General features: G+C 44.0%; 25 protein-coding genes and 1 pseudogene. 11 read left to right on the plus strand and 15 right to left on the minus strand.

Translation table 11 applies throughout. The features are described from left to right. The first annotated feature begins 135 nt into the window (after positions 1-135). Positions 136-870, plus strand: a complete 735-nt coding sequence (locus MHI53_RS18010) for an SDR family oxidoreductase (protein WP_340371869.1) — start codon at positions 136-138, stop codon at positions 868-870. Between the two features lie 78 nt (positions 871-948). Here the strand turns inward: MHI53_RS18010 and MHI53_RS18015 are convergent, their stop codons facing one another. The 9 genes from MHI53_RS18015 to MHI53_RS18055 form a co-directional block, all read right to left on the minus strand. Then, the gene (locus MHI53_RS18015; protein ID WP_061142298.1) at positions 949-1,434 is read right to left on the minus strand and encodes a DedA family protein; all 486 of its coding nucleotides are present in this window, start codon (positions 1,432-1,434) and stop codon (positions 949-951) included. 214 nt (positions 1,435-1,648) lie between these two features. Further along, on the minus strand, positions 1,649-2,200 hold the full coding sequence (gene lepB / locus MHI53_RS18020; RefSeq protein WP_232732430.1) for a signal peptidase I: 552 nt from the start codon (positions 2,198-2,200) through the stop codon (positions 1,649-1,651). 95 nt (positions 2,201-2,295) lie between these two features. After that, entirely contained in the window at positions 2,296-2,679 is a 384-nt protein-coding gene (locus tag MHI53_RS18025) for a DnaJ family domain-containing protein (protein ID WP_340371870.1), read from the minus strand. A 131-nt stretch (positions 2,680-2,810) separates the two neighbouring features. Continuing rightward, positions 2,811-4,694, minus strand: coding sequence for an immunoglobulin-like domain-containing protein (locus MHI53_RS18030; RefSeq protein WP_340371871.1), 1,884 nt, complete (start codon positions 4,692-4,694; stop codon positions 2,811-2,813). A gap of 188 nt (positions 4,695-4,882) precedes the next feature. Then, on the minus strand, positions 4,883-5,293 hold the full coding sequence (locus MHI53_RS18035; protein WP_340371872.1) for a DUF4064 domain-containing protein: 411 nt from the start codon (positions 5,291-5,293) through the stop codon (positions 4,883-4,885). A 180-nt stretch (positions 5,294-5,473) separates the two neighbouring features. Then, complete coding sequence (gene cobA, locus MHI53_RS18040) at positions 5,474-6,925, minus strand: uroporphyrinogen-III C-methyltransferase (protein WP_340371873.1); 1,452 nt, start codon at positions 6,923-6,925, stop codon at positions 5,474-5,476. 13 nt (positions 6,926-6,938) lie between these two features. After that, positions 6,939-7,754 carry a uroporphyrinogen-III synthase gene (locus MHI53_RS18045; protein WP_340371874.1) on the minus strand — a complete coding sequence of 272 codons (816 nt, stop codon included), beginning with the start codon at positions 7,752-7,754 and terminating at the stop codon, positions 6,939-6,941. Between the two features lie 142 nt (positions 7,755-7,896). Beyond that, positions 7,897-8,436 (minus strand): hypothetical protein, encoded by a 540-nt coding sequence (locus tag MHI53_RS18050; protein WP_061142304.1) that lies wholly within the window; start codon positions 8,434-8,436, stop codon positions 7,897-7,899. A 58-nt stretch (positions 8,437-8,494) separates the two neighbouring features. After that, positions 8,495-8,779 (minus strand): hypothetical protein, encoded by a 285-nt coding sequence (locus tag MHI53_RS18055; protein ID WP_061142305.1) that lies wholly within the window; start codon positions 8,777-8,779, stop codon positions 8,495-8,497. A 456-nt stretch (positions 8,780-9,235) separates the two neighbouring features. On the opposite strand from MHI53_RS18055, the gene MHI53_RS18060 reads away from it, so the two are divergent. Both MHI53_RS18060 and MHI53_RS18065 read left to right on the plus strand, forming a co-directional pair. Next, complete coding sequence (locus MHI53_RS18060) at positions 9,236-10,168, plus strand: L-lactate dehydrogenase (RefSeq protein WP_061142306.1); 933 nt, start codon at positions 9,236-9,238, stop codon at positions 10,166-10,168. 43 nt (positions 10,169-10,211) lie between these two features. Then, positions 10,212-11,783 carry an L-lactate permease gene (locus tag MHI53_RS18065; protein ID WP_340371875.1) on the plus strand — a complete coding sequence of 524 codons (1,572 nt, stop codon included), beginning with the start codon at positions 10,212-10,214 and terminating at the stop codon, positions 11,781-11,783. Positions 11,784-11,886: 103 nt separating this feature from the next. Here the strand turns inward: MHI53_RS18065 and MHI53_RS18070 are convergent, their stop codons facing one another. Together MHI53_RS18070 and MHI53_RS18075 are read right to left on the minus strand one after the other, a co-directional pair. Beyond that, on the minus strand, positions 11,887-12,597 hold the full coding sequence (locus MHI53_RS18070) for a DsbA family oxidoreductase (RefSeq protein WP_340371876.1): 711 nt from the start codon (positions 12,595-12,597) through the stop codon (positions 11,887-11,889). Between the two features lie 73 nt (positions 12,598-12,670). Continuing rightward, complete coding sequence (locus MHI53_RS18075) at positions 12,671-13,126, minus strand: Rrf2 family transcriptional regulator (protein ID WP_061142309.1); 456 nt, start codon at positions 13,124-13,126, stop codon at positions 12,671-12,673. Positions 13,127-13,262: 136 nt separating this feature from the next. On the opposite strand from MHI53_RS18075, the gene MHI53_RS18080 reads away from it, so the two are divergent. Then, complete coding sequence (locus MHI53_RS18080; protein ID WP_061142310.1) at positions 13,263-14,171, plus strand: EamA family transporter; 909 nt, start codon at positions 13,263-13,265, stop codon at positions 14,169-14,171. On the opposite strand, the gene MHI53_RS18085 is transcribed toward MHI53_RS18080, so the two are convergent. Next, positions 14,158-15,339 carry a TetR/AcrR family transcriptional regulator gene (locus tag MHI53_RS18085; protein WP_260320186.1) on the minus strand — a complete coding sequence of 394 codons (1,182 nt, stop codon included), beginning with the start codon at positions 15,337-15,339 and terminating at the stop codon, positions 14,158-14,160. The genes MHI53_RS18080 and MHI53_RS18085 overlap by 14 nt on opposite strands. Positions 15,340-15,501: 162 nt before the next feature. Here MHI53_RS18085 and MHI53_RS18090 point away from each other — a divergent pair, with 162 nt between their 5' ends. Then, entirely contained in the window at positions 15,502-16,836 is a 1,335-nt protein-coding gene (locus tag MHI53_RS18090; RefSeq protein ID WP_340371877.1) for an aldehyde dehydrogenase family protein, read from the plus strand. 52 nt (positions 16,837-16,888) lie between these two features. Here the strand turns inward: MHI53_RS18090 and MHI53_RS18095 are convergent, their stop codons facing one another. After that, complete coding sequence (locus tag MHI53_RS18095) at positions 16,889-17,653, minus strand: TIGR03943 family protein (protein WP_061142313.1); 765 nt, start codon at positions 17,651-17,653, stop codon at positions 16,889-16,891. Beyond that, a complete protein-coding gene (locus MHI53_RS18100; protein WP_061142314.1) occupies positions 17,653-18,663 on the minus strand; it encodes a permease in 1,011 nt (336 codons plus the stop codon). Before MHI53_RS18100 ends, MHI53_RS18095 begins: the two co-directional genes overlap by 1 nt. Positions 18,664-19,222: 559 nt before the next feature. On the opposite strand from MHI53_RS18100, the gene MHI53_RS18105 reads away from it, so the two are divergent. Further along, complete coding sequence (locus tag MHI53_RS18105; protein WP_340371878.1) at positions 19,223-19,726, plus strand: DinB family protein; 504 nt, start codon at positions 19,223-19,225, stop codon at positions 19,724-19,726. 216 nt (positions 19,727-19,942) lie between these two features. Continuing rightward, positions 19,943-20,926, plus strand: coding sequence for a GMP reductase (gene guaC, locus MHI53_RS18110; RefSeq protein WP_061142316.1), 984 nt, complete (start codon positions 19,943-19,945; stop codon positions 20,924-20,926). A 54-nt stretch (positions 20,927-20,980) separates the two neighbouring features. Here guaC and MHI53_RS18115 read toward each other — a convergent pair. Beyond that, a pseudogene (locus MHI53_RS18115) lies at positions 20,981-21,320 on the minus strand (zinc ribbon domain-containing protein YjdM). Between the two features lie 197 nt (positions 21,321-21,517). On the opposite strand from MHI53_RS18115, the gene MHI53_RS18120 reads away from it, so the two are divergent. The 4 genes from MHI53_RS18120 (at position 21,518) to MHI53_RS18135 (ending at position 26,005) form a co-directional block, all read left to right on the plus strand. Then, on the plus strand, positions 21,518-22,207 hold the full coding sequence (locus MHI53_RS18120; RefSeq protein WP_061143376.1) for a response regulator transcription factor: 690 nt from the start codon (positions 21,518-21,520) through the stop codon (positions 22,205-22,207). Next, positions 22,204-23,208, plus strand: coding sequence for a sensor histidine kinase (locus MHI53_RS18125; RefSeq protein ID WP_061143351.1), 1,005 nt, complete (start codon positions 22,204-22,206; stop codon positions 23,206-23,208). The genes MHI53_RS18120 and MHI53_RS18125 overlap by 4 nt, the downstream gene beginning before the upstream one ends. Positions 23,209-23,307: 99 nt before the next feature. Further along, a complete protein-coding gene (locus tag MHI53_RS18130; protein WP_061143352.1) occupies positions 23,308-24,069 on the plus strand; it encodes an ABC transporter ATP-binding protein in 762 nt (253 codons plus the stop codon). Then, a complete protein-coding gene (locus MHI53_RS18135; RefSeq protein ID WP_340371879.1) occupies positions 24,059-26,005 on the plus strand; it encodes an ABC transporter permease in 1,947 nt (648 codons plus the stop codon). Before MHI53_RS18130 ends, MHI53_RS18135 begins: the two co-directional genes overlap by 11 nt. Positions 26,006-26,518: the final 513 nt, after the last annotated feature.

Raw genomic sequence — 26,518 nt, forward strand, 5'->3', positions numbered from 1 at the left:
TTTAAAAAGCTGGAAGGGGAGACTCTTTGGATAGGTCCCCTTTCCAAGTACATTTATATAGTACTGCTCGCTGATTATCTATCAAACTAGCCATTAACCTATATTCATCATACAAAACGATTGGGAGTGATCATGATGGGAAGATTAACGAATAAAGTAGCCATTATTACTGGCGGAGCATCTGGTATGGGGAGAGAAATGGTCGATTTATTCACAAAAGAGGGAGCACAAGTCATCGCTGCCGATATTAATGAAAAAGCTGTGGCAGTGGTGAATGAATTGGAAAACGTCCATGGAATGGTGCTTGATGTATCTTCAGACGATAGCTGGAAAACCATGATGGAAGATGTCATTGCTGAATTTGGGAAGGTCGACATTTTGATTAATAATGCCGGTATCTCCTCCGAAAAAGGAATTAACGATACGACTTTGGCCGATTGGCAGCTAATGATGGGCATCAATGGGTTTGGTCCATTCCTTGGAATGAAGCATGTCATTCCTTACATGGTTAAAGAAGGTAAAGGGGCGGTTGTGAATATTTCTTCCTTCACGGCACAAATCGGAATGGGCTTAAACTCATACTCAGCTTCCAAAGGCGCGGTCCGTGCCATATCCAAAGCTGCCGCTACCCAATATGGCCGCATGGGTGTCCGTGTTAACGCCGTATTCCCCGGCATCATCGAAACACCTATGACGCACAAGTTGGAAGAGTCCAAAGAGCTTGTGAACCAGATGATCCAAGCGACTCCGCTCCAACGTCTCGGTCAACCTGCCGATATTGCAAATGCCGTGCTTTACCTGGCATCCGATGAAGCTTCATACGTAACAGGTGCGGAGCTTGTTATCGATGGCGGATATTCGGCTCAATAAAGAAAAAAAATCCCGTTTCCGAAATCCGGAAGCGGGTTTTTCCATATATTCGATTGGACAATCTAACGGATGGGAGAGTCAGGTTAACACACCAATGAAATAGCCAAAAGCCGTAAATACCAAACACCAGCTAAATGCCCCTGCACCGGCAAATAAGAAGTATTTTCGTTTCCCCATTCCATTCATTCCGGAAAGGTAACTTGCGAAGTGGCGGACACCCGGGATGAAATAAGCAATGATAATGGTCCATGGACCATATCTATTGAACCATGCCTCCAGCTTTTCCAACCTTGGCGGAGTCATTTTGATCCATTTACCATGCTTTCTCAGAAAAGGTTTGCCCACCTTTTTCCCAATGAAATAACTCACAAGCATCCCGGAGATCGAGCCAAGGAAACTTACGAGGAATGCCCCTTGAACATTCAAAACGGAAATGGATGATAAATAGCCGACAAAAGTCATCATGAACTCATCAGGTACCGGCAAACCAATGATGCCAAGTGCCAGCAGTCCATATATCGCAAAATATCCATAGTTTGATATCAGTTCTTTTACCATTTCCATCTATAGTACCCCTTTAAAATATAATCCATTGTCCGATCCGTTCTTGTTACGTAATTGCTTCTATATAATAGGATAACCTAAATTCCCCCATATGAGTTGTTTTTCCTAAAAAAAGAAAAAAAAAGAAGATTAAGCACGATTTTTGTTGAAAGACCTGGCTAAAGGAATGATTGCGCCAAAGCTAAAGCGGACTCGATGACCGAGCCCGCCCGTTTTAGTTCACGATTTTTATTTCCTTGATCGGCCAGTACACCAGATTGGCTTTACCGACAATTTCATCGACGGATATCGTACCGATTTCCCGGCTATCCAAACTGTTTTGGCGATTGTCCCCCATCAGGAACAACTGATTATCAGGTACCGTCATCCCGCCTGTAATATCCTCAAGCTTAAAGGATTCAGTCAGCGGCATTCCTCCTGCCATTTGTTCCTTATATTCGTCCAAATAGGGTTCTTCATAAGCTTTTCCATTAATATAAAGCGTATCATCTTTATATTCAATGTGGTCACCTGGAAGACCAATAACCCTTTTAATATAATCTTTATCTACCGTAGCATGAAAAACGACAATATCAAATCGATCGATGCTATCGATGTTCGTTCCAAACTTGGTAAGAACGATTCGCTCATGATCTTGAAGGGTCGGCATCATCGACTCGCCGTCTACGACAATCGGTGCAAATATATACGTCCGAATTAAAAAAGCTAGAATGACTGCAATCCCGATCGCTTTTATCCATGAAAAAACTTCTTTTCTATTTTCCAATCGAAGTCCCTCTCTCTGTTTTTTATTCATGCCATTATATCATAATCCTTTCATGATCACGTCATACAAATACCCGCTTTTTTTTCCATAATCCATCATTTCCATTTTTCAAACTGGCTTTCGATGGTTTCCCATTCTATTTCCCGCCGTTGCATTTTGGGCGGGCATATCGCATTGTAGGTACGGACTTTCTCATTGATTCGTTCAATTTGACTGGTTAATTGCCTGTTCTCGACATTCGTTTTTCGCAACCGGACGATTTCGGATAGCTCTTCGCGAATTTCCTTTTGCCATTTTATCCACAGCGGAAGGAAACCGGCATCTTTCGCCTTTGACAGGAAGTTGTCATACATATTTCCCGAAAGCGCCGACTCCGGAAGCGGCTTCCCAAAACCAGGGTTATTCTTCAGACCGCCGTCTTTTTCATAATCCCGAAAAATTTGATCCATCCAATTCACATGACCCTGCTCATCACCCATAAACGTTCCTCCAGTCATTTATACATCTTTTTACAATTATAGCATTTTTCTCTACGTTCACTCCATCCCGAACAAATCGGCAAATAACATTATAAAAAAGGATTCCCGTTTCACGGAATCCTTTTTTAGCCTCATTTAACTGTGATTTTCCTTTTTGTCACTGCCTTGTTCTGCGATTTATCCGTCACTGTATACGTCAAGGTATAGCTACCCTTTTTGTTCGTATTCACGGACCCCGTTATTTTGATCTTATTCGTCACGTTTCCATCCAAGTTATCTTTAGCCGATACGCCTGATTTAGAATTGAATGTGGACTTATAGGCAATCGTTTTATTGGCCGCTCCCGAGATGACAGGCTTCGTGCTGTCTATTGTGACCTTTCTGGTTACTGTCGCCGTATTAGCCGATTTGTCTGTAATGGTATACGTTAATGTATACGTTCCTTTTTTCTTCGTATTCACCGTACCCGTTACCTTGATTTTCCCAGTCAGGTCGCCATCGAGATTATCTTTTGCGGTTACTCCTGACTTAGGATTGAATGCCGAGTTATAGGCAATCGTTTTATTGGTCGCTCCCGAGATGACAGGCTTCGTGCTATCTATCGTGATCTTTCTGGTGATCGTCGCCGTGTTTTTCGAAGAATCGGTGACCGTATACTTCAATGTATAGCTTCCCTTTTTCTTCGTGTTCACCGTACCGGTCACTTTTATTTTACTTGTCAAGCTGCCATCCGCATTATCCTTGGCACTCACGTTTGATTTCGGATCAAATGAAGCATTCAAACCGATCGTTTTACTTCCTGCACCTGAGATGACTGGCTTAACTTGATCATAAACGGTTATCTTCCTTATGACCTTGGCAACATTCCCCGCCTTGTCAGTAACCGTATAGGTCAAATTATAAGTACCCACCTTCTTTGTATCCACCTTGCCCTCAACCCGGATGGCGCTCGTCAGATCTCCATCTTTATCATCCTTGGCTTTTACATTGGACTTGGCATCGAACTTTGAGTTGTATGGAACCGCTAAGTTCTTTGCCCCTGAAATTACGGGTGCGTTTGCATCCATGACAGGACTCGATGGCTTATTGGAAATATAAGCCGAGGAAAGGTATCCCTTGATTTTTTTATCTTCCGTTTGTACGGGGAACCAGACAAACTTATTCGCCGCCGACTCCTCATAGACAAGATCGCCTGTCATGATCAGCCATGTATCCTTCGGCACCGTCGTATACCCAGAAGAGGTGCTGGCCTTTCCCCTTATTTTCACACTCGAAGTGGTGACCGCTTTGTCCCCTGCCTTGAACCAATAGACGGAGTCATGCGTTTGCCCGGTCAGCGTGTATTCCAGCTTCTTAAAGATGATATTGGCCGTACTCCCTCGATCATACTCAAAGTCTGTTGTGCTGAATGGATAGCTTGCCAATTTTGTACCGGACAAGTAGCTTTGTTTTTCCAGCTCGGCAAATACTTCCTCTTGATAGGCACCCGTATTCCTTTTCCCGTTTTCCTGGTAAAGGGGGCTATTCACTGGCTTTGTCCCATTGTAGGCCATGACTGGGAAATACCAGTTTTCAATGACACGGCGTCCTGCCCCTTTGATTTTCGGCAAATCTTTTCTTGCATACATGCCGCTCAATACCTCGACACCGGCCTCGATGTTGTAGACGATATCATTTTCCAGCTTTTTCTGGTCATACCCGCTTTTATTGGTAAGCTGCATCAAGCCAATGCCCCCATCACTGGATTTGATCGGCTTGCCAGCGTCATTGAATTGCCTCCAATCGCCATTTTCCTGCGTGGCCACCGCTTTCACCACTTCTGGGGGGATCTCAGCCTTAATTGCTGCATTCGTCAGCAAGCAGTTGATTTGTCCGTAAGAAGGATTTTTATTCGGTTGGATTTGACCTAGCGGTGAACAAACATCGGTCCATTCAGACTCTGCGAAAGCTTGTCCATGGAACAAGCTGAATGTTAAACAGGACAAAATTCCAACCTTCATTAATGGGATCTTCATTGATCGAACTCCAATCTATTAGAATTACTATAATAGTAACATGACAGATTAGTAATTTGAGGGAAAAACGGATATTCAAGGAAAATTAATCTGTAATTCCCAATCCCAATGCCTTGAATAAAAAAAGAAGCTGACCCATCTCCGGGTCAGCTCCTTCTCCACATCACAAAGCTATGTATCATGTTCGATCAGACGATCACTTCCACCGTATCAATTGGCTTCCTGACGAGACACATGATTCCCGGCACGATGAAGAAAATAACCGGCCATATTTGAAAAACGGTCACTATCCCCGTAATGATCCATATAATTCCGGCTGGCCTCGCTTTGCCGCCTTTTAATAGAAAGATAGAACTCAAGCCGCCTGCCAATGCAATGATCAATGAGATGATCCCCGCCCACAGCAGACCCATGAATAACTTGATGGACATATCGATCTCGGATGCCGAAAACTCCGAATCGGTCATTAATGAATAGTCCACCAGTCCTTTCAAATCAACACTGTTGATATAAACGGCTGCAATAATCGTTACAATCAAAAAGATCGCAGCGATGCTGACGCCAATGATACTTAACGCGTATTCCCATGTACGTTTCAATTCGTTCGCCTCCCCAAGAAAGTTACTCATATATAATACCCATTTTGTCGCGGATTAAAAGACTTTTATTCAAACAACCACATAAACTGCCAGCGGTTTGCTTGATATCCTCAGCCGCCAGGGGCGATGGGGAAAGGGGAATGTAACATCGAATGAGAAGTACCCTGGAAATGTTGATGTTCAATATAAGCAGGGAAAGGTTTTAATCAGAGCCACCAATCCTTCCACAGAAGGTTCTTCTGGCATCATATGTACGGAAAATCCATAGTCTTGGATTCTTTTGCCGGTGCTTTTGCCGATGACGCCAATCGAAGCACGCCTTAACAGCGCTTCAATATCCACATTTGCCTTGCTAGTGTATTCCATCAGCATATCAACGGAATGCCGGTTCGAAAAAAGCACCGTATCGACAGCTTTTTCGGCTAGCATTCTCGGCAGTATTTCAAAGAATCTCTCATCGACAAATTTCTCGATCGATTGGACATAATCCGCTTCCCCATAATCCGAATCGATTCGGTTCTTATCGCTATCTCCAATAACCAACAGCCTTCCCGTATCCTCCATCTCGGTTTGGAGCTTTGCCACCAATCCGCGCTGTTGCAGAACCTGCTTCGATTTCCTCGATACAACATAAAGTTCAGATGATATCCGCCGAAAATCAATGGCATGTTCTGTGAGAGAATCCAAGAATCCGTGGATGCTTTCTGGCGAAGTGAAGAGAATTCGTTCATACGAAAGAAAAGAGAGCAACTGGCTTTCTTCCATTTTCACACCATTCGCCATCCATTTCGGGAACTCGATGACATCGCCGCCAAGTTCCTGCAACTCTTCCGCCAAATGACTCTTTACCGTGCCAGTCCTGGCCACTAAAAATTGTTGGCCGTATAGTGGTTTGTTCTCGAACCATTGCAGGTTTCCCCTAAGTGTAATGACATCGCCGACCAAGGTGATCGCTGGATTGAGAAGCGACTTTTCCCTTACCCTTTCCACTATATCGTCCAATGTCCCCTCGGCGGTTACCTGTCGTCCATATGTACCCCATTGAATCACAAGTACCGGCGTGTTTCCGGGCTTTCCATGGCCGATCAAGTTTTTGCAAATATCCGTAAGGTTGGCCACCCCCATATAAAAGGCAATCGTATCTATCCCATCGACGAGCCCCTTCCAACCTATATCTTGCAATCCTTCTCCATGGCCCGTCACCATGGCAAAGGAGCGCCCATGATTTCGGTGTGTCACGGGGACGCCCGCATAGATGGAGGAGGCGATCCCAGACGTAACGCCCGGAATGATTTCAAAGGAGATCCCGTTAGCTTGCAACGACTCCGCTTCCTCACCCACTCTTCCAAAAACGGCAGGGTCCCCGCCTTTCAGACGAATGACCACCAATCCATCAAGGGCCTTCGACACAAGCAGGGCATTGATGTCCGATTGATCGATGCCATTCGAATAAGGTGTCTTCCCGCAATAAATCAATTCGCAATCGAGCGAGGCGGCTTCCAATATTTTAGGATTCAGCAGTCTATCATATATAATGACATCTGCTTTTTCAATTGCCCTTTGGCCTTTTACGGTAATCAATCCCGCATCCCCCGGGCCTGCGCCCACAAAATAAACCTTGCCAATGGTCATTGCGCCCTCACCCCTATCTGCTTGCAATCCCGTGATAAAATTTCACCAGTTCCACCATTGCACTGCCCATCCGTTGATCCTCAGGATAAATGACCCGCTCGATTCCTTCATCGATTACCACTTGCGCCGTTACCTTTCCGACTGCAAGTGCAACGACCTTCGATTTGAATTGTTCAATTATTTGATCCTCCAGACCTTGTTCACGGACAAATTTCATTAAATTGCGAGGCTGCGGTGCACTCGTGAACACGACGGAATCGATGGTGCCATCAAGGATTTCTCCTGCTAACTGCTGCATCGTTTCTATTTCAGGCGCTATATGTTCATAGGGAAGGATTTCTTTATGTTCCACGCTTTGTTCATCCAGCCAGTTCATCAAGAGCGGAGCAGGATCGCCATGAAGCTGCAGGGCAACCTTTACAGCGCCGGACAGATGTCCCTCCAGGTTGCGGACGAGTCCTGCCGTACTTCCATCATCATCACGGATCAACGGGTTGAGGCCAAGCTTCTTCAGCATATTCACCGTTTTATAGCCCCTGGCCGCGATTTTCGTTGACCGTAAAGCTGCTATGAAACGCTCCCCCGCTTCCAGCTTCAATGCCGTTTTATATAAAAGCTCCGTACCCACTCCCGTCGTGAGGATGATCCAATCGAACTCTCCTGCCATCAAACGGGTGACATCTTCTTCCAAATGGGAATCATCAAGGAATACCGTCCCTTGTGCCGGACGAACAAGCGGGACTCCGCCAAGATTATGCACGATCTTGCTGAGCTCTTCCGTTTTCCTTGCCCCCAATAAAGCAATGGTCCTGCCATCAAGCTTACTCATGTTTGTTCCTCCTATATGTCAATCCATTTTTGATTGTGCTGGTCCACCTCACCCATTATACAAATTTTCAGTCTTTTGCACCATAGAAAACGAATGACACCTGAAAATCCTTGACCTCTTCCAGGGCGGCGCCAGATTTCATTCATTTTCCAATTCCCGAATATATCCGCATTAAGTCTGATACATCTTGACCATCACATGACATGCCGTGTATGGCACCAAACCTAATGAATGCTTCCCCATCCAGTTCCCCCATATCGTCCACCATTGAAATGACAAATATATCAGCTTCCAGGTGTTTTATGAAGCCTTGCACCTCCCCGGGAACATTAAGGAGGTCAACCGAAACCATGAAGTTATGTTTATGGGCAAAGTCGAGAAAACTCAAAAGCAAATCATCATTTTCATCAACGAAATCGAGATGACTTTGTTTTTTGGCCTGATATAGTTTCTTGATTTTCTTAATATATTTCGTCTGGATATTCATTTGGTGGATGTTATCGACATAAAGCAGGCGATAGCCATCATACATTCCGTTGGATGCCATATTGGCTGCCACTAAAAATGCATCCGACACTTTTAAGATTCTGACCACATCGAATTTTCTTAAGTCATTAGGATCCGAGTATAGTTCCACCAGTTCTTTTCTTTCCATCATATTAAGCAATTGTTTTTTCATCATTGATTTCCTTCCAACTGGAATTCACCGTTTTGCCAAAGCAAATAGCCTGTCACGCAGATCACGCGCTGTGAATGGCCCTCTGGGCAGCCTGCTCATCTCCTTTTTTCACAAAAACATCGTATTGAGTCATTTTGTTGCGATTTTGAAAGTCCGTGGAACCTAGCTGGAGAGGCGTTTTCGTTTTGAAGCCCACCCCTTCCCTTTCCAATTTTGCGATTACCTTAAAATAATTATCATGGCCGAATGCGGTATAAATACAAGTCCAATATTTATAGGTAATCAGTTTGGCCATTACCACACATGCTACGACCAAAATCAGCGTTCCAATGATGATATACTTCATACTTCCCAGCTCCTTTACCAGTTTCAAACGTTTGGAATATCCCTTCTTTACACTATATTCTTTGTGCCATCCATCATCTCCTTTTTAAACGGCCTTCTCTTTGGTCAGTGCCGATCCGGCAACCATTGCAAATGCTGCTACATTCATATAAAAAACAAATTAACTATTTCTTTTGTTTGTTGCAATGTTGTCGTGCTATGTAGTACAATAACATTGTGAAATGATTCACAAAGTAATTACTTACAACAAGAACCCAAACGTGAAAACAGGCAAGCTTGCCATTTTTTTGCAACAATATGTGAATTTGTTCACAAATTTAATGGGGGGATGATCAGGCAACCTTTCTAAAGAATTCCCCTGGGAAACGGGGGACAGAATAATACTGCAATGAAATTCGAGTAGGGAATTATTTATATCAAAAGTAATTTACATTCGGAGAAATTGGAGGTATTCATTATGAATTCTACAAAAGGAACGAAAGTCGTTTTGGTTGGTACTGGCGCAGTTGGATCAAGTTATGCCTACGCATTGATGAATCAAGGAATATGCGATGAGTTGGTGCTTGTCGATTTGAATCAAGAAAAAGCGAAAGGCGATGTTATGGACTTAGATCATGGTCTTGTGTATGCGCCTAGTGCCATGAATATAAAATCCGGATCATACAAGGACTGTTCGGATGCAGCAATCGTCGTAATATGTGCTGGGGCAGCACAAAAGCCCGGAGAAACCAGGTTAGATCTTGTAAAGAAAAATATGAACATTTTTGAAGCGATCGTCGGCAGCATCATGAAAGCTGGATTTAATGGCATTTTCTTGGTCGCAACGAATCCAGTGGACATTTTGGCATATGCGACTTGGAAATTTTCCGGTTTACCGAAAGAAAAAGTGATTGGGTCAGGGACTATATTGGATTCTGCAAGATTCCGCTCTTTATTAGGGCAAGAATTCAATACCGCACCTACAAGTATCCATGCCTATATCATTGGTGAACATGGTGATTCACAACTCCCGGTTTGGAGCTCTGCCAATTTCTCCGGTTTGCCGATCGCACCAAAATTAACGGAGGCAAGAAAAAAAGAGATTGCCGTCAGTGTCCGTGATGCTGCCTACCAGATCATTGAGTCTAAAGGTGCTACGTATTACGGAATCGCAATGGGATTGGCCAGAATCACAAAAGCGATTTTAAAGAATGAAAATGTCGTCTTGCCAGTGGGGTCATTGTTGGAAGGCGAATATGGCCATAGCAATGTTTATATCGGCACCCCTACTGTCATTAATCGCACAGGTGCAAAAAGCATTGTCGAGCTTACCCTTAACGAGAGCGAAACGGAACAGTTTGCCCGTTCAGTTCATACGCTTCAAGATATTCAAGCCCAATTTTGGGAGTAGTTACTTTCTCTAACCAGAATTTCTTACACAGGGAGCTGTCAATATGTTAGCAGAAACATACAACCCCTTTAATAATCTTGCCCTTTCAGCATTGGTTGCAGCTATACCGATCCTTTTATTTCTATTATGCTTGACCATCTTTAAAATGAAGGGAATACATGCAGCCCTTTTAAACCTATTCGTTACCTTTCTTATTGTCCTCTTCCTCTTTAAGCTACCTTTGGGAGAAGCCATCGGAAGTGTGGTTCAAGGTACGTTCCAAGGAATATGGCCGATTGGTTATATCATCGTGATGGCGGTCTGGTTATATAAAATCTCCGTTAAATCCGGCAAGTTCGAGGTGTTACGCGGCAGCATTGCAGGGATTTCACAAGACCAGCGCCTTCAGCTTTTACTGATTGGTTTTTGCTTCAACGCCTTTCTTGAAGGGGCAGCAGGTTTTGGTGTACCGATCGCCATCTGTGCCGTCCTATTAGTGTCATTGGGATTCAAGCCTTTACAGGCAGCGATGCTCTGTCTGATAGCAAATGGTGCTTCAGGAGCATTTGGGGCAATCGGGATACCCGTTGGCATCATTGATACATTCGGCCTGGAAAATGTGACTTCGATGAATGTGTCCGTGATGACCGCGTTAACACTGCCACTCATTAACTTTACCATTCCGTTTTTATTAATATGGTTGATGGATGGAATGAAAGGGATCAAACAAGTATTGCCGGCCATATTAGTGACATCGATTACTTATACTGTATCCCAGGCAATCATGACCGTTTTTATAGGCCCAGAGTTAGCTGACATTATTCCATCACTATTAACAATGGGTGTGTTGGCGCTATTCCTAAATAAGTGGCAGCCTACACACATATTTTTACTCAACGGCAAAGAGTATCAGGTTGAAAAGCATACTAAGAGTGATGTTATCAAGGCATGGTCTCCATTCTATTTATTAACGGCATTTGTCTTGATTTGGAGCTTACCTGCATTTAAAGGATTGTTTTCTCAAGGAGGCGTCTTTGAATCGGCTGTTCTGAAATTTACGATTCCGGGGTCATCGATTGCGATCGGCATTGATTTAATCGGTGCTACGGGAACGGCAATCTTATTGGCTGCGCTGACGACCATCGCAACGACAAAAGCCATTAATGTCAGGGAAGGTCTTTCCCTCCTGAAAAAAACGGTTTCAGAGTTTCGGATTCCAATCATCATGATCTGTGCAATCATCGGGATAGCCAAATTGATGTCATATGGTGGATTAACCATCGTTTTAGGCGAAGCGGTTGCGACAACAGGGCATATCTTCCCGCTCTTATCACCGCTATTAGGCTGGATTGGCGTGTTCATGACTGGGTCTGTAGTGAATAACAATACGTTATTTGCTCCGATACAGTCCACTGCAGGTCATATCATCGGGACAAACCCATCATTATTGGTTTCCGCAAACACGGCCGGGGGCGTCATGGCAAAGCTCGTTTCCCCACAATCAATCGCAATCGCTACGGCAGCCGTCGGAGAAACCGGACAAGAATCCGCCTTAACGAAAATGACATTGAAATACAGCTTTGGGTTATTAGCCTTCGTATGCATTTGGACATTCATATTGTCGCTAATCTTTTAAAACAAACGAGTAAAAACTCACGGCTTTGAAAAAAGGCTGCATCCAAGATGATTCATTCATCTTGGATGCAGCCTTTTATACATGTACGTCCTTCCTGGCCGGATTATTTTTCCGGCACGCTACAGGAGCCATCCGCACATGCTTCACCAGTTGCGGGATCATTGACCATTTGAAGCGGGTTTTCCTCCGCCCACACTTTTTTCAGTGTATCAAGGAAAGCTTCGATTGGCTGAGCTCCGGATATGCCATATTTGCGGTTGATCACAAAGAAGGGAACACCGGTTATTCCAAGCTGGCTTCCTTCCTGCTCATCGCCCCTTACTTCAGCCGTGAATGCCGGCCCGGCGAGAACGGCTTCAGCTTCAGACTTATCAAGGCCGGCTTCTTGTGCCAGCTTGACCAGTTCAGCATGATCGCCAATATGCTTACCTTCCGTAAAGTATGCTTTAAACAGGCGCTCGTTCATTTCATTCTCTTTACCTTTTGATTGGGCAAGGTACATCAGGCGGTGAGCATCGAACGAATTCGTCAAGACGATGTTGTCCAAATGATAATCGAGCCCCAATTCCTTTGCCTGTTGCGTCAGGTTTTGGCTGCTTGCTGCCACGTCCGCTTGCGACATGCCATATTTTTTCATAAGCATTTCCTGTTGGGTCATATTGATGTCCCGTTCTGCGTCAGGATTCAGCTCAAAGCTGCGAAATTCCACCTCCACCTGCTCTTTATTTTCAAATTGCTTCAAAGCCTCTTCGAATCGACGTTTCCCTATATAACAGAACGGACATTGATAATCCGACCAAATTTCCACCTTCATGTAAATACCTCCTCTATTAAATGCAATCATATTAAGCACATTATATAATCAAGGGTATCCTCTTGCAAGGATATTACCCTAGACACTCTTTTTCAAAATGTTCGAAGTCGACTTTTTTCATGAAATCTTCTAAAGTATAACCCTTCAATAGACGCAGGGTTTCCTTTTCCGCTTCATTCATGATTTCCTCCAAGGCATCATCCAGCTGCTTCCCGATTTCACCGCATTCGCTCGTTTCCATACAAACCAAGCATTCCGGCCGGACCGCTTGATACACATCCGCCAAAGTTAGCTGTGATGCTGGCACCTTCAAGCTATATCCCCCATCACGGCCTTCCTTCGTTTCGACGATGCCCTCAGCTGCAAGCTGTGCCATCACCCTCCTTAAAAACGTGGCATGTGATTTAACCTTTGAGGCAATTGCCGAACTTGTCAGGAGCTTTTCGCTTTGTGCGAGCCAAACCAGGGAGTGGACGGCGATGGCGAAGCGCGGCGGTCCAATTTGATTATTCCGATTACCTGAAGACATTCTCAATCCCCCTTACAATCCAATCTATATTCAGTCCATTATACTATGTATCGTTCCCTTAGAACAAATGAACCCTTTGACTTAACCGGCGCATTCCTATAGTCTGAATAGTAAATCTTTAAGAAGGAGCGCTTCCATGAAGGATAAATACCCCATGTTACTCGTCATACTCGGTGCCATGCTGTGGGGGACGACCGGCACTGCCCAATCATTCGCCCCAGCCGCTGCCAACCCCATTGCAATCGGGGCCGTCCGTTTGGCAGTCGGAGGTGCAGCTTTATGCCTGATGGCAAGTTGGCAAAAAAAGTGGACACGTAGTAATTGGCCTATCAAAGAAACTTTCCTGGCGACTTTGGGTATGGCCTGCTACCAGCCGCTCTTCTTCATGGCCGTCAGCCTGACCGGAATCGCCATCGGTACCATCATGACACTAAGCAGCGCGCCCATCATCGCCGGACTCCTTGAGTGGTCGTTTAGTAAAAAACGGCCAGCCGCAAGCTGGTGGGCCGCCACCGGTTTATCGATTGCAGGATGCTTCCTGCTCTTTTCCAATCATGGGTCGGTTACAATCGACCCAGTCGGCGCATTGCTTGCAATGGGGGCTGGAGCTTCCTTTACGGTATACACACTGGTCAGTAAAAGGATCTTGAAGCAACAACCTCCGGAAGCGACTGCCGCTGTGATCTTCGGCTTTAGCGCCCTTTTATTGGCACCCGCTTTATTCATATTGGATATCAGCTGGATCGCCACGCCAAACGGGCTGGCCGTCAGCCTTCACCTTGGCCTTCTTGCTACAGCGGTGGCTTATTTATTTTTCAACAAAGGACTCATCTCCGTCCCTTCTTCGACAGCCGTTTCCCTGTCACTCGCTGAACCGCTGACAGCCGCCCTTCTAGGCGTATTCCTTGTCGGTGAAAGCATGGCTTCCCTATCATGGATCGGGATCGCATTGCTTCTATGCGGAATCATCATATTGACGATTTTTCCCGGGGAACGAAAACGTCCTTCATCGGTGAAGCACGGGCTTTCCATCAAAGCAGATTGATTTTATATTTCTTCAGATCAAGGAACTGGATGAACTCCTGGGCCAGGAACTGCGGGGTGTATTCTTTTCCTTCTTGAAGCCTGTATAAGATAAGGCCCACCAATAGCCCGGATACATAGTACGCATACATGTGCTTACCTGCAAGGATGTCTAAACTCTGCTTCAAATAAAACTGGCTTAAGGTATTGAGAATTTCAGGGATGGGATCGGGAATCCCGTAATTTCCACTCATGAAATGGACGATGGAAGTATGTTCCGACAGGTAAGCGAACAATCGAACGAGAATGGCTTCCGATTGTTTTATCGTCACTTTCTCCCTACTCCCTTCAAGCGTCAAGATCGCGATGATATCCGTACAGAAATGATGGGTGATCGCTTTTAGCAGGTCCTCTTTGCCGGAATAATGGTCATAGAAAGTTGCACGGCGCATATCGCTTCTGCGTGTGATATCGGATATCGTCACGGCTGAATAGTCTTTTTTTTCGATGATCAATTGGATCATCGCTTCCTGCAGCGCTTGTCTCGTCCTGATTACACGCCGATCGATGCGGTCTTCCTCCACATCCGGCAAAACGGGAACACCGAAAATCCAGTAATATCTTTTTTGGCTGACCAGATCCCAATATTGCCGGCTGATCTTCTCTGGAGAAGGTTTCATCCCTTCTTTAAACCAGAAAAGGATGATGGCATAGGTATAGAGGGCCCGATAATGCACATACATGTCCTTTAAGGTCTCCGAAACGTTTTCCTTCATCGGGGTCAGCAAGACTTCCCTATTGAATACTTCGAAGAAAAACGCATGGAAATTGACATAAGGCATTTTATTCCGGTCCATCATGGTTAAAAAGAATGGAGTATGCATCGCCACATATGATAATGCAGGAAGGACCTTCAAATTCATTTCTCGCAGGTTGATATGGTCCAAGTCCTTCAGGGAATTGAAAATGGCCATCTGTAACCCGTCCTTTTGCTCTTCAACTATTTCCTCGAAAATATCGTACTTATCTTCATAGTAGAAGTACAAGGCACCCCTGCTGACGTTTGCCAGAGCGGCTATTTCCTTGCTGGTGATACGGCGGATGTCCTTTTCCATAAGAAGGCTCAGCAATGCCTCCTTTATTTTTGAAGGTATTGGTTCATTTGCAATAATTTCATGATCATCTGACACACAAGGACCTCCTGGCATGTTGAAAAATTGTACAGTTTCTAGGCATTTATACGATAACGTACACTTCCCTTGTCTCTGTCTTTATTTAGGTCATCTTAAAACCTATAATAATTTCGAGAGATGAATAAAGCAAATTTCACTTTAAGGGGGACACAAAACGACATGGATATTGAAACGAAAAATGAGATAAATCGAGTATTCCAATTGCAAAAGAAACACCAAAAAGTGATGCGTTCAACGACCGCTGAACAAAGAAAAGCGAAATTGAACCGGTTTTTGGAGGTGGTTGTCGCCCATGAGGAAGAGATCATCGAGGCCGTGCGCCAAGATGTGCGCAAGCCCCACCATGAGGTTAAGAGAGCCGAAATTCTCGGAACGATCAAATCGATCCAAGATAATATAAATAATCTTGATGAATGGATGGCACCTAAAGAGGTGGGCTCTTCCTTGAATCCTGATGCGAAAGGGTATTTAATGTATGAATCAAAAGGGACATGTTTAGTGCTTGGACCTTGGAATTACCCCTTCATGCTTACGATGGCCCCGCTTGCTGCAGCGATCGCCGCCGGTAACTGTGCCATCATCAAGCTTTCCGATTTCACGATGAAAACGAGCAATATCGCCGCGAAAATCATCCGCGAGGCCTTCGATGAATCGGAAGTGGCAATCTTCGAGGGCGATGTGGATGTAGCGACGGAGCTTCTTGAGCAGCCATTTGACCATATCTTCTTTACAGGCAGCACGAATGTCGGCAAAATCGTCATGACTGCAGCCGCGAAGCATTTATCATCGGTAACACTTGAGCTTGGCGGAAAAAGCCCGACCATTATTGATGAAGGGTATGATTTGCTGGATGCCGCGAAAAAAATTGCCGTCGGTAAATTCGTCAATGCAGGCCAAACTTGTGTGGCGCCTGATTATCTATACATCAAGGAAGACAGCCAAGCGGAATTCACTAACCATTTGCAAGCTATCGTACAAGCTGGATTCCTTATGGAGGATGGAACGGCCGACAGGAATAAATTCACGCAAATCGTCAATGAGCGGAATTTCAACCGGGTCAAAGCCCTATTTGATGATGCGATCGAACAAGGCGCCGAAGTCGTCTTTGGCGGCCAGTTCGACCTAAGCGACCGCACGATAGCACCGACGGTGTTGAAGAATGTCACTCATGATATGAAGATCATGCAAGAGGAAATCTTCGCCCCGATCCTCCCGTTGCTGACCTATGAAGAGCTGGATGAAGTCATCGATTCCATTAATGAAAGCGACAAGCCTTTGGCTTTATATGTTTTCAGCTCTAATCAGGAGGTCATCGATGAAGTCCTGACTCACACGACTTCCGGTAACGCTTCCGTCAATGACGTAGTCGTTCATTTCACCGATTACAATCTCCCATTCGGCGGTGTGAATACGAGCGGGATCGGATCATATCATGGCATATACGGCTTCAAGGCCTTCTCACATGAAAAAGGAGTCTTCGTTCAAGCAAAATAACCATTGGCATAAGGAAAACCCGGTACAAGTAACTTTTTGCCGGGTTTTTTAGCTATTGAATGATTTGCACATTCTCATATAAATAGACTTCTTTCGGGGCCTTTATTTTCTCCGCATCCTTTAAATTGATCACTGGCACGGATTCCCCTTTGTAGCTTCCTTTTTTTAATGTACCTGTAATGGTGTACCAATCATTCGTCTTCATTCCGCTCACATGTCCGTTGACCATATATCCATACAACGTCGCATCGACCACACAGCAGGACATGGCGAGGCGGGATATCGCCACTTGTTTTTTAGTAAAACTATTTTCGCGATATACAAACCCCGAAAGCTCAATTTCTTTCCCTTCAATCGTATCGAGGTTGTTGAGAAGATCATCAAGCACTTCAAAATAATTTTCATCCGTGACCGTAATTTTCTCCTGATTCACATGCTTTCCTGCATCATTCGAGCTTTTCTTCTGCGTTTGCTGCTGGGCCATCCCCCTTTTTGCCAGCACTTCCCCGCTTAATGTGAAATCCGTCAAGATAAAGCCGAGAAGAATCGGGATGAAAAACAAGCTATATTTCAAGACCAAAACGGACGAAGAGGATTCTCCGTGCGAATGGCAATCACAATGATTTCGGACCTGTTTTTGTTTTTTCAGCCGAAGAAGGCTGACCACAAAAAAAGCAAGAAGCGCCGCCAATGCATAGGGAACCATCTTCGGTGCAATCAATTTCGTCAAATGACCCGACACATACAATTTAAAAATCATCAAACCCAATCCCAGCAGCAGCAACCCTTCAAGTTTTTGGATGAAAAAAGCTTTCATCAAAGCCCTCCCTTACTGATCCATGCACCTGCGATGAGGCAAAGGCTGAAGACGACGGCGAAAACAAGCAAAACATATGTGAAGACGAAGCTCCGTTTAAAACACGACATCATGATCAGGACATTTTTCAAATCAAGCATCGGACCGAAGACAAGGAAACCGAGGATGGAGCCAGGCAGGAAACTATGGGAAAAGGATGCGGCAACGAAGGCATCTGCGGATGAGCAGAGTGAGAGAACGAAGGCAATCCCCATCATCAGCGCCGTGCCTTTAATCGGGGCCTGTCCGATACCTGCCAAGATGGTCCGATCCATGAGCACTTGGAATACACTGGCAAACAAGGCTCCCATGATGAAGTATCTTCCTACCATGAAAAATTCCTGTGAAGTATGTTCGATGAAGCTTGTCCATTTACTCGGCGGAAAATCGTGTACATGCTCGTGGGCTGCTTGCGGCTTCTCCTCCTTCACCACATCTTTCCTGCTGAAGATATAAATGAATGATCCGACGATAAAGGCCGTCAGGACACAGAGTATGATTCTCCCGTATAAAATGGAAGGATCATTTTGGAACGCATAATAGGTCGAGCCGAAAACGATGACATTCAATATCGGGGCGGTTACAAGCAGGACAACGCCAGCATGGACCGGAACGCCCTTTTGAATCAATCTCCTTACGACCGGGATGATCGCACATTCGCACACCGGAATGACCAGAGCCGCCGCTATCGCAGCAAAAATGGCTAACAATGCGCTTTTTGGGATCATTCGCTGGATGATTTCTTCACTGATGAACAACTGGATGAAAGAAGAGGCAATGGCACCGAGGAAAAGGAATGGAATCGATTCTAAAAACAACCCCAAAAATACGACAAGCACGGAATGCAGCAGCGGATATCCGGAAAAATCGATTGCTTTTGGAATAAACACATCGCCTAGAAAAAAGAATGCTAGCATCAAAAACAAGAGAATCACTAACAGGAAGTTGCCTGTGTATCGTTTCAAAAGCATATTCACACCTCACAAATCATAATTGTTACGATTTAACCTTTATTTCGGTCTATTATATGCCCTCGCTTCGTTTGACATGACAAGAAATGAAACGAGCAGTCGTTGTGGGCCATTTTAGGAATCACACAATCTGTTGAATGAAGTGAAACAAAACACTATTTTTATGATAAACTACAAATAATATACCGTTCCTTATTTTTTCCCTCAAATGCTCTCATTACAATCATAAGGCTAAGATTTCTGCATAGGAATGAAAGGGTATTCAACGTAACCCGAAGTAAATCTGGCTTCACAACTGTATGCCTTCCTCAAGCATGATAGACGTTTTTCAAATCCTGAAACTGCATCCTTACTCAAATGGTAACACCCATAGAAATTTCTCGATGATCATGAATCCATTACAAGATTGGTTTACCGCATTTCATTATCGGTTCGCGGACGTATAAGTATCGATTTTTTCATCGTGAATGATCCACCCAACCTTTTTTCTATAGCCTCGAATCAACTATAACAAAAAGCCGGTGACGCTTATCCAGGGGTGTCACAAAAGGGGGTTCTCATGAATTTTATCGAGTATGATTTATTATTCGAATCAAGAAACCAATTAATCGGGGAAATTTCGGACTTGGATGAAAAAGCGCTGCACCATCGTCCGGCACCCGGCGTATGGAGCATCGCCCAGATATGCCATCATCTGTATCTGACGGAGCAAGTATTTACAGATGTGATCGCCAATGGCATCCGGGAAAGGGACTTCACCAATATCATTCAAAAAAACATATACTTGGTATCCGATCGAACAAAAAAATTCGCTTCCCCTGCCAGCCTTTCACCTTCTTCCAATCCGTTTCAGTTAACGAACATCATGGATTTACTGGCTGAATCCAGGGATCGGTTATTTCAAGTTCTTTATGAAATGGATGAAGATACGAGTTTAAGTAAAAAGAAAGCCAAGCATCCCCTATTCGGGGACCTCTCTCTCGATCAATGGATCGAATTATTGTCCCTTCATGAACAAAGGCATACGAAACAGATACAAGAGATTAAGCACTCCCTCCTTTAAAAAAAGATTCAATCACTATGAAGCCAGGCCCCCAGCTCTAATGGTGGCCTGGTTTTTTCATGTTCGGCAACACGGATCATCCCCTCCATTGGAAAATTAAATCAAAGGGAAACCATTAAAAATTTTGACTTACTGCCAAAAATGATGTACATTACCTATTGGGCGAACAATTTTAATATTAAACAATAAAAATATTCGTATATAGAGGTGCATACCATGGAAAACGTATTTGATTATGAAGATATTCAATTAATTCCTGCAAAATGTGTAGTAAACAGCCGTTCTGAGTGTGATACATCCGTTACCTTGGGCAAGCATACATTCAAGTTACCTGTCGTACCAGCCAATATGCAAACGATCATTGATGAAAAGATTGCCACGTACCTGGCTGAAAACGGTTACTTTTATGTCATGCATCGCTTCGAACCTGAAAAACGTGTAACATTCATTCAAGATATGCATGCACGCGAATTGATCGCATCCATCAGTGTCGGCGTTAAAGATGAAGAATATGGATTCATCGAGCAATTGGCGGCAGACAACATCGTACCCGAATTCATTACGATCGATATTGCACACGGACACTCCAATGCCGTGATCAAAATGATTCAACATATTAAAAAACACTTACCTGAAAGCTTTGTCATTGCAGGGAATGTGGGAACGCCGGAAGCAGTAAGGGAGTTGGAACATGCCGGTGCCGACGCGACAAAGGTGGGCATCGGTCCAGGGAAGGTATGCATCACGAAAATCAAAACTGGATTCGGAACTGGAGGCTGGCAATTGGCTGCGCTTCGCTGGTGTGCAAAAGCGGCAAGCAAACCGATCATCGCCGACGGCGGCATCCGCACGAACGGGGATATAGCCAAATCAGTTAGATTCGGAGCTTCCATGGTCATGATCGGCTCATTATTCGCTGGACATGAAGAATCTCCAGGGGAAACGATCGAGAAAGATGGCAAGGCCTTTAAAGAATATTTTGGTTCGGCTTCCGAATTCCAAAAAGGTGAAAAGAAAAACGTAGAAGGCAAAAAAATGTTTGTCGAGCACAAAGGATCTTTGGAAGATACACTGAAAGAAATGGAACAAGATCTTCAGTCTTCGATTTCTTATGCTGGCGGAAACAAGCTGGAAGCCATACGCAATGTTGATTATGTAGTCGTTAAGAATTCGATCTTTAACGGTGACAAAGTTTATTAAGAAGAAACGTAAAAAAGAACGGCCCAATCAATGGATTAGGCCGTTTTTTTATCATTATATCTTTTTAACAAATTGGGATTTCAATTTCATTGCCCCAAAACCATCGATTTTGCAATCAATATCATGATCTCCATCAACTAAACGGATGCTCTTGACTTTTGTACCCATTTTTAAGACGGATGAGCTTCCCTTCACTTTAAGGTCTTTAATGACGGTAACGGTATCCCCATCATTCAAGGCATTTCCATTCGCATCCTTGATCGTCCTTTGGTCACCATTATCGGTTTCCGCTTCTGCCGTCCACTCATGGGCGCACTCCGGACAAACAAAAAGACTTCCATCTTCATATGTATATTCTAAAATTGCATGTAGGGCAATTAGGAAAATCAGCCATCCATTCACTTCCTCCATTCGATAATGTCCATTTTAATCTATAAATCGTTTACCTACAACCGGTAGGGGCGTTCCTTCTAATTCGGTTTCTTCTGCGATTCCCCCCCTACATGTAAATTCCATTTCCTCCCTCCTCTAGAACCTAAAAGGGTTTTCCTATATAATTTTAAGGAAAAGCTGAAAAGTGTGGTGAACCCCTTGTTCAAATTGTTATTAATAGAAGATGATACGACATTATTCAATGAAATGAAAGATAGATTGACGCAATGGTCCTATGATATTCATGGAATCATTGATTTCAGTAAAGTCTTTCTCGAATTCTCGGACATCAATCCTGATTTGGTCATCATTGATATCCAGCTGCCGAAGTTTGATGGGTTCCATTGGTGCAGGCTGATCCGGGCGCACTCCAATGTTCCCATCATCTTTTTATCGTCCCGCGATCATCCTACCGATATGGTGATGTCGATGCAGCTTGGGGCAGATGACTTCATCCAGAAGCCCTTTCATTTCGATGTACTTATCGCCAAGATACAGGCCACCCTTCGCCGTGTTTATAATTACAATACCGAAAAAATCGAGTTGAAAACCTGGTGCGGCGCAACAGTCGATTATGAAAAGAATACCGTCTCCGCTGAGTCTGGAACGATTGAATTGACGAAAAATGAAATTTTCATTTTGAAAAAGCTCATTGAACAAAAAAACAAGATCGTCAGCCGTGAAGAATTAATCAACAGCTTATGGGATGACAAACGCTTCATAAGCGATAACACCCTTACCGTCAATGTGAACCGTTTACGTAAAAGGTTGGATGAATTAGGGTTGGGGGCTTATATCGAAACGAAGGTCGGACAAGGCTATATCGCCGTTGAAGAGGTACATGCATGATCAGAAAATATTTGGCAGAAAGGCTCAGCTGGATCACCTTCTTCACATTCCTTCATCTATTCATCATCTTAGTCGCCTATCTTGATTCAGCCATTCCCGTAAAGCCCATCATGTACATAGTCTTTTTATCCTTGATCATGTTTTGTATCTTTTTGATTTTCCGTTATAAAAAAGAAACCCATTATTTTAAACTGCTGGAAGCCCGGGAAGACAACCTGGACTTATCCAATCTAGCAGAAGCCGACAGCCCTTTCGAAAGAATCATCGAATGCAGTATCATGAACCAGACTGAATTATTGAAGCAGACCGCCGAAAAGAGCCAAATGACATTGGAGCAGGAGAAGGATGAATTATTATCTTGGATTCATGAAGTGAAGACCCCCTTAACGGCGATGCATTTAATGATCGACCGCTTGGATGATGGCATGCTGAAATCTCATTTGACTTATGAGTGGTTAAGGATCCATCTGCTTCTCGATCAGCAGCTCCATCAAAGGCGCATGCCTTTCATCGAAAATGACTTGTATATGGAGAATATGAACTTGGAAACCATCATTTTTGATGAGATCAAAACATTGCAATCATGGTGCATCCAAAAAGGCATCGGCTTTGACATGCAATTGGAGGTGACCGAAGTGCTTAGTGATGCCAAATGGCTCGCTTTCATCATCAGGCAGTTATTGACGAACTCGATTAAATACAGTGAAAACACCGATATTTTGATAAAAAGCTATATCCACGATGAACAAACGATCCTCCAAGTGAAGGATTGCGGCCGAGGCATCGAGTCGAAGGACTTATCACGCATTTTTGATAAAGGTTTTACGTCCACGACAAATCATCGCGACAGTGCGGCAACAGGGATGGGGTTATATTTAACCAAGAAGGCGGCAAAATCCCTATTCCTCTCGATTGATGTGCTATCAAAGCCTGGAGTGGGAACGACCATGACCTTACGCTTCCCAAAGCGGAATGACTTCGTGAATATAACAAGCATGTGACAAAAGTGTCACATGCTTTTATTCTTTGTTCGGCCAATCGCAGGAAAAAGCATACCTGGCCTTCTATAATAAAGATATAGAAAAAAGGAGTGTATCGATATGAATATATTAGAAGCGAAAAAAATCCATAAAAGCTATGGGAATAAGTTTAATAAACAGGAGGTACTGAAGGGTCTCGATATAAGCATCGCGGAAGGTGAATTCGTCAGTATCATGGGGGCATCCGGTTCAGGAAAAACGACGTTGCTGAATGTCCTTTCCTCCATCGACAAAATCAGCAACGGCACCATTACAATCGATGGACAAGAAATTTCGGGGATGAAAGAAAAAATGCTCGCCGAATTCAGGAAGAACCATCTCGGCTTCATCTTCCAAGAATATAATTTATTGGACACACTGACCGTCAAAGAAAATATCCTCTTGCCTTTATCGATTACAAAAACACCCAATCGCGAAGCGTTTCAAAAGTTCGATGCCGTGGCAAAGGAGCTTGGCATTTATGAAGTGAAGGATAAATATCCAAATGAAATTTCCGGAGGGCAAAAACAGCGTACTTCTGCGGCGCGGGCTTTCATCCATGAGCCGAGCATCATTTTTGCCGATGAGCCGACCGGGGCGCTTGATTCCAAATCCGCTTCCGATTTATTGAACAAACTGAGTGATATGAACAAAAAACACAAAGCGACGATCATCATGGTCACCCATGATCCCGTGGCAGCAAGTTATTGCAGCAGAGTCATTTTCATTAAAGATGGACAAATCTATACCCAATTGAATAAAGGGGAAGAAACGAGGCAAACCTTCTTCAAGGACATCATGAAAACACAAGGTGTATTGGGCGGTGTGCAAAATGAGCATTAATCAACTCATCTTTCGGAACCTGAAGAAGAACCTGAAAAACTATTACCTTTATGTATTTGCTTTGGTCTTCAGCGCCTCGCTTTATTTCGCATTTGTCACCTTGCAATATGACCCAGCGATGGATAAAGCGGAAGGTTCCATAAAAGGCGGCGCTGCCATCAAGACTGCATCGATCCTGCTTGTTGCGATCGTTTCCATATTCCTCTTTTATGCCAATAGCATTTTCATAAAACGGCGCAGTAAGGAAATTGGCTTATTCCAATTGATAGGCATGACAAAAAACAGGATCTTCCGTATCCTGAGCGCGGAAAACTTCATCTTATATTTCTGTTCCGTGTTCATGGGGATCTTCATAGGGTTTGCCGGTTCCAAATTGATCATGATGATCTTATTTAAGATTACCGGTGTCCATGCGACTGCAACTCTGCAATTTTCGATCTTGCCGCTTATACAAACGTTGATCGTTTTTAGCATCATCTATCTGTTCATCATGTTGATGAATTATATCTTCATAAAAAGGCAGACCATTTTATCCCTATTCAGGGTGACTTCCTTGACTGAAGGAAAAGTGAAAAAGGTATCAATGTTTGAAATGATCATCGGCGTATTCGGGATCCTCCTGATCATTAGCGGCTATGTCGTTTCCTCCAAATTATTCGATGGAGCGTTCATGGAAATGACCGAGCTTTTTATGGCGATGATCTTCATTTTGGCATCCGTCATCATCGGGACCTATCTATTTTATAAAGGATCCGTAAGCTTCATTTTTAATATCGTTCGTAAAAATAAAAACGGCTACTTGAATATCAATGAAGTTTTGTCCCTTTCATCGATCATGTTCCGGATGAAATCGAATGCAATTTTGCTGACAATCATCACGACCGTTTCCGCCCTGGCGATCGGATTATTATCTTTAAGCTATATCGCCTACTACTCAGCTGAAAAAATGGCGGCGTCATCCATCCCTAACGATTTTTCGTTGACCGATAAGAAAGATGCCGAGGCATTCAAACAAGCTTTGTCCGCAAGTAACATTGCTTATGCCGAAGAAAAGATTGAAGTCCTCCAAATCAAAGTCAATGCAAGGAATATATTGGAGAAAAACCTGGGAGCGGTGAATTTCGATCCGAACAACATGGTTCTTTCCGTCATCAGTGAAAAATCCGTTAAAGGGATCCATCTAGCCGAGGAAGAGACGCTGTTTAGCGGATACAGCAGCATGCTTGAGAAAGTCATGCCCTTGAAGGATTCCGGAAAGGTTGAATGGAAGGGCAAACATGAGGTGATACCGCAAACCTACATGGGCCTGAACGATGAGAGCATCCTTCCCTACTATTTCACCAATGGCGGAATGCCCGTCGGGATTGTCGATGATGCAATATTCAAGCGTTTGAAAAAGGATATCGACCCGGAAATCCAGAAAATCTCATCCATTAACATCGGGATTGATATCAAGGATGACGCAAATATTCCCACCGCGAATGAAACGTTCAAAAAAATGAACTTTAACGAAAAACATATCCAAGAATCGCAGTTTGAAACGTTCAATCATCAGAAGAAGAATATGGGCCTCTTGATGTTCATCGTCGGCTTTTTGGGACTGACCTTCCTGATCACATCCGGCTGTATTCTCTATTTCAAGCAAATGGATGAAAGCGAAAATGAAAAATCGAATTATACGATTTTACGAAAACTCGGATTCACCCAAGGTGATCTACTAAAAGGTATCCAAACAAAGCAAATATTCAATTTTGGCATTCCTTTAGTCGTCGGGCTGCTTCATAGTTATTTCGCCGTCCAGTCAGGCTGGTTCTTATTCGGAACCGAGGTTTGGACACCGATGATCATCGTCATGGTATTATACACGGCCTTGTATTCGATCTTCGGGATCCTGTCCGTCCTGCATTACAAAAAGGTCATCAAAGATTCGCTTTAACAATCATATTAAGGTACAGTTACTCGCGAGTTTAGCCACTTTACTCGCGAGTTTCGTTCGTTTATCCGCGAATTTTGCCTTTGCAGCGAATGCGAGACGGGTTCTCATAAAAATTGCGCGTTTCACATGACATTGGAGCCGTTTCTCGTCAATTTCCTGCTTAACTCTCCAATTCGGTCCGGATTCGTCGTATAATCACAGCTATCTTTCACCTTTTCGGAGCGTTACTCACCAGTTTCGTGCTTTTACTCGCAAGTTTAGGCTTTTGCAGGCGCATGCGCCGAGAGGGCTCCCACCCGCTCGCGGAAAGGAAGCGCCTGCAGTGAAATGAAACGGCTAAAGGTCGAATCCTCCTAAACGACGGCCAATCAAGAATCCATCTTCGTGCTCACTCAACATGTAATGAAACCGTCGATGTACAGTTTCTCCAAAACGGGAATCAGAAATCTACCTTCGCTTTATGCAGAGTTTAGATAAAAAAAAGCACCCTACCAGATAGACTTTTGAAAATGT

The organism is Peribacillus sp. FSL E2-0218 (assembly GCF_037992945.1).
Classification (GTDB): Bacteria; Bacillota; Bacilli; order Bacillales; family DSM-1321; genus Peribacillus; species Peribacillus simplex_B.

What these genes read in the sequence shown, in the direction of transcription:
- MHI53_RS18010 (WP_340371869.1), top strand. Translation starts at nt 136, where the DNA reads ATGGGAAGATTAACGAATAAAGTAGCCATTATTACTGGCGGAGCATCT.
- MHI53_RS18015 (WP_061142298.1), bottom strand. Translation starts at nt 1,434, where the DNA reads ATGGAAATGGTAAAAGAACTGATATCAAACTATGGATATTTTGCGATA.
- MHI53_RS18025 (WP_340371870.1), bottom strand. Translation starts at nt 2,679, where the DNA reads ATGGGTGATGAGCAGGGTCATGTGAATTGGATGGATCAAATTTTTCGG.
- MHI53_RS18030 (WP_340371871.1), bottom strand. Translation starts at nt 4,694, where the DNA reads ATGAAGATCCCATTAATGAAGGTTGGAATTTTGTCCTGTTTAACATTC.
- cobA (WP_340371873.1), bottom strand. Translation starts at nt 6,925, where the DNA reads ATGACCATTGGCAAGGTTTATTTTGTGGGCGCAGGCCCGGGGGATGCG.
- MHI53_RS18045 (WP_340371874.1), bottom strand. Translation starts at nt 7,754, where the DNA reads ATGAGTAAGCTTGATGGCAGGACCATTGCTTTATTGGGGGCAAGGAAA.
- MHI53_RS18050 (WP_061142304.1), bottom strand. Translation starts at nt 8,436, where the DNA reads ATGATGAAAAAACAATTGCTTAATATGATGGAAAGAAAAGAACTGGTG.
- MHI53_RS18055 (WP_061142305.1), bottom strand. Translation starts at nt 8,779, where the DNA reads ATGAAGTATATCATCATTGGAACGCTGATTTTGGTCGTAGCATGTGTG.
- MHI53_RS18060 (WP_061142306.1), top strand. Translation starts at nt 9,236, where the DNA reads ATGAATTCTACAAAAGGAACGAAAGTCGTTTTGGTTGGTACTGGCGCA.
- MHI53_RS18065 (WP_340371875.1), top strand. Translation starts at nt 10,212, where the DNA reads ATGTTAGCAGAAACATACAACCCCTTTAATAATCTTGCCCTTTCAGCA.
- MHI53_RS18070 (WP_340371876.1), bottom strand. Translation starts at nt 12,597, where the DNA reads ATGAAGGTGGAAATTTGGTCGGATTATCAATGTCCGTTCTGTTATATA.
- MHI53_RS18075 (WP_061142309.1), bottom strand. Translation starts at nt 13,126, where the DNA reads ATGTCTTCAGGTAATCGGAATAATCAAATTGGACCGCCGCGCTTCGCC.
- MHI53_RS18080 (WP_061142310.1), top strand. Translation starts at nt 13,263, where the DNA reads ATGAAGGATAAATACCCCATGTTACTCGTCATACTCGGTGCCATGCTG.
- MHI53_RS18090 (WP_340371877.1), top strand. Translation starts at nt 15,502, where the DNA reads ATGGATATTGAAACGAAAAATGAGATAAATCGAGTATTCCAATTGCAA.
- MHI53_RS18095 (WP_061142313.1), bottom strand. Translation starts at nt 17,653, where the DNA reads ATGAAAGCTTTTTTCATCCAAAAACTTGAAGGGTTGCTGCTGCTGGGA.
- MHI53_RS18100 (WP_061142314.1), bottom strand. Translation starts at nt 18,663, where the DNA reads ATGCTTTTGAAACGATACACAGGCAACTTCCTGTTAGTGATTCTCTTG.
- MHI53_RS18105 (WP_340371878.1), top strand. Translation starts at nt 19,223, where the DNA reads ATGAATTTTATCGAGTATGATTTATTATTCGAATCAAGAAACCAATTA.
- guaC (WP_061142316.1), top strand. Translation starts at nt 19,943, where the DNA reads ATGGAAAACGTATTTGATTATGAAGATATTCAATTAATTCCTGCAAAA.
- MHI53_RS18125 (WP_061143351.1), top strand. Translation starts at nt 22,204, where the DNA reads ATGATCAGAAAATATTTGGCAGAAAGGCTCAGCTGGATCACCTTCTTC.
- MHI53_RS18130 (WP_061143352.1), top strand. Translation starts at nt 23,308, where the DNA reads ATGAATATATTAGAAGCGAAAAAAATCCATAAAAGCTATGGGAATAAG.
- MHI53_RS18135 (WP_340371879.1), top strand. Translation starts at nt 24,059, where the DNA reads ATGAGCATTAATCAACTCATCTTTCGGAACCTGAAGAAGAACCTGAAA.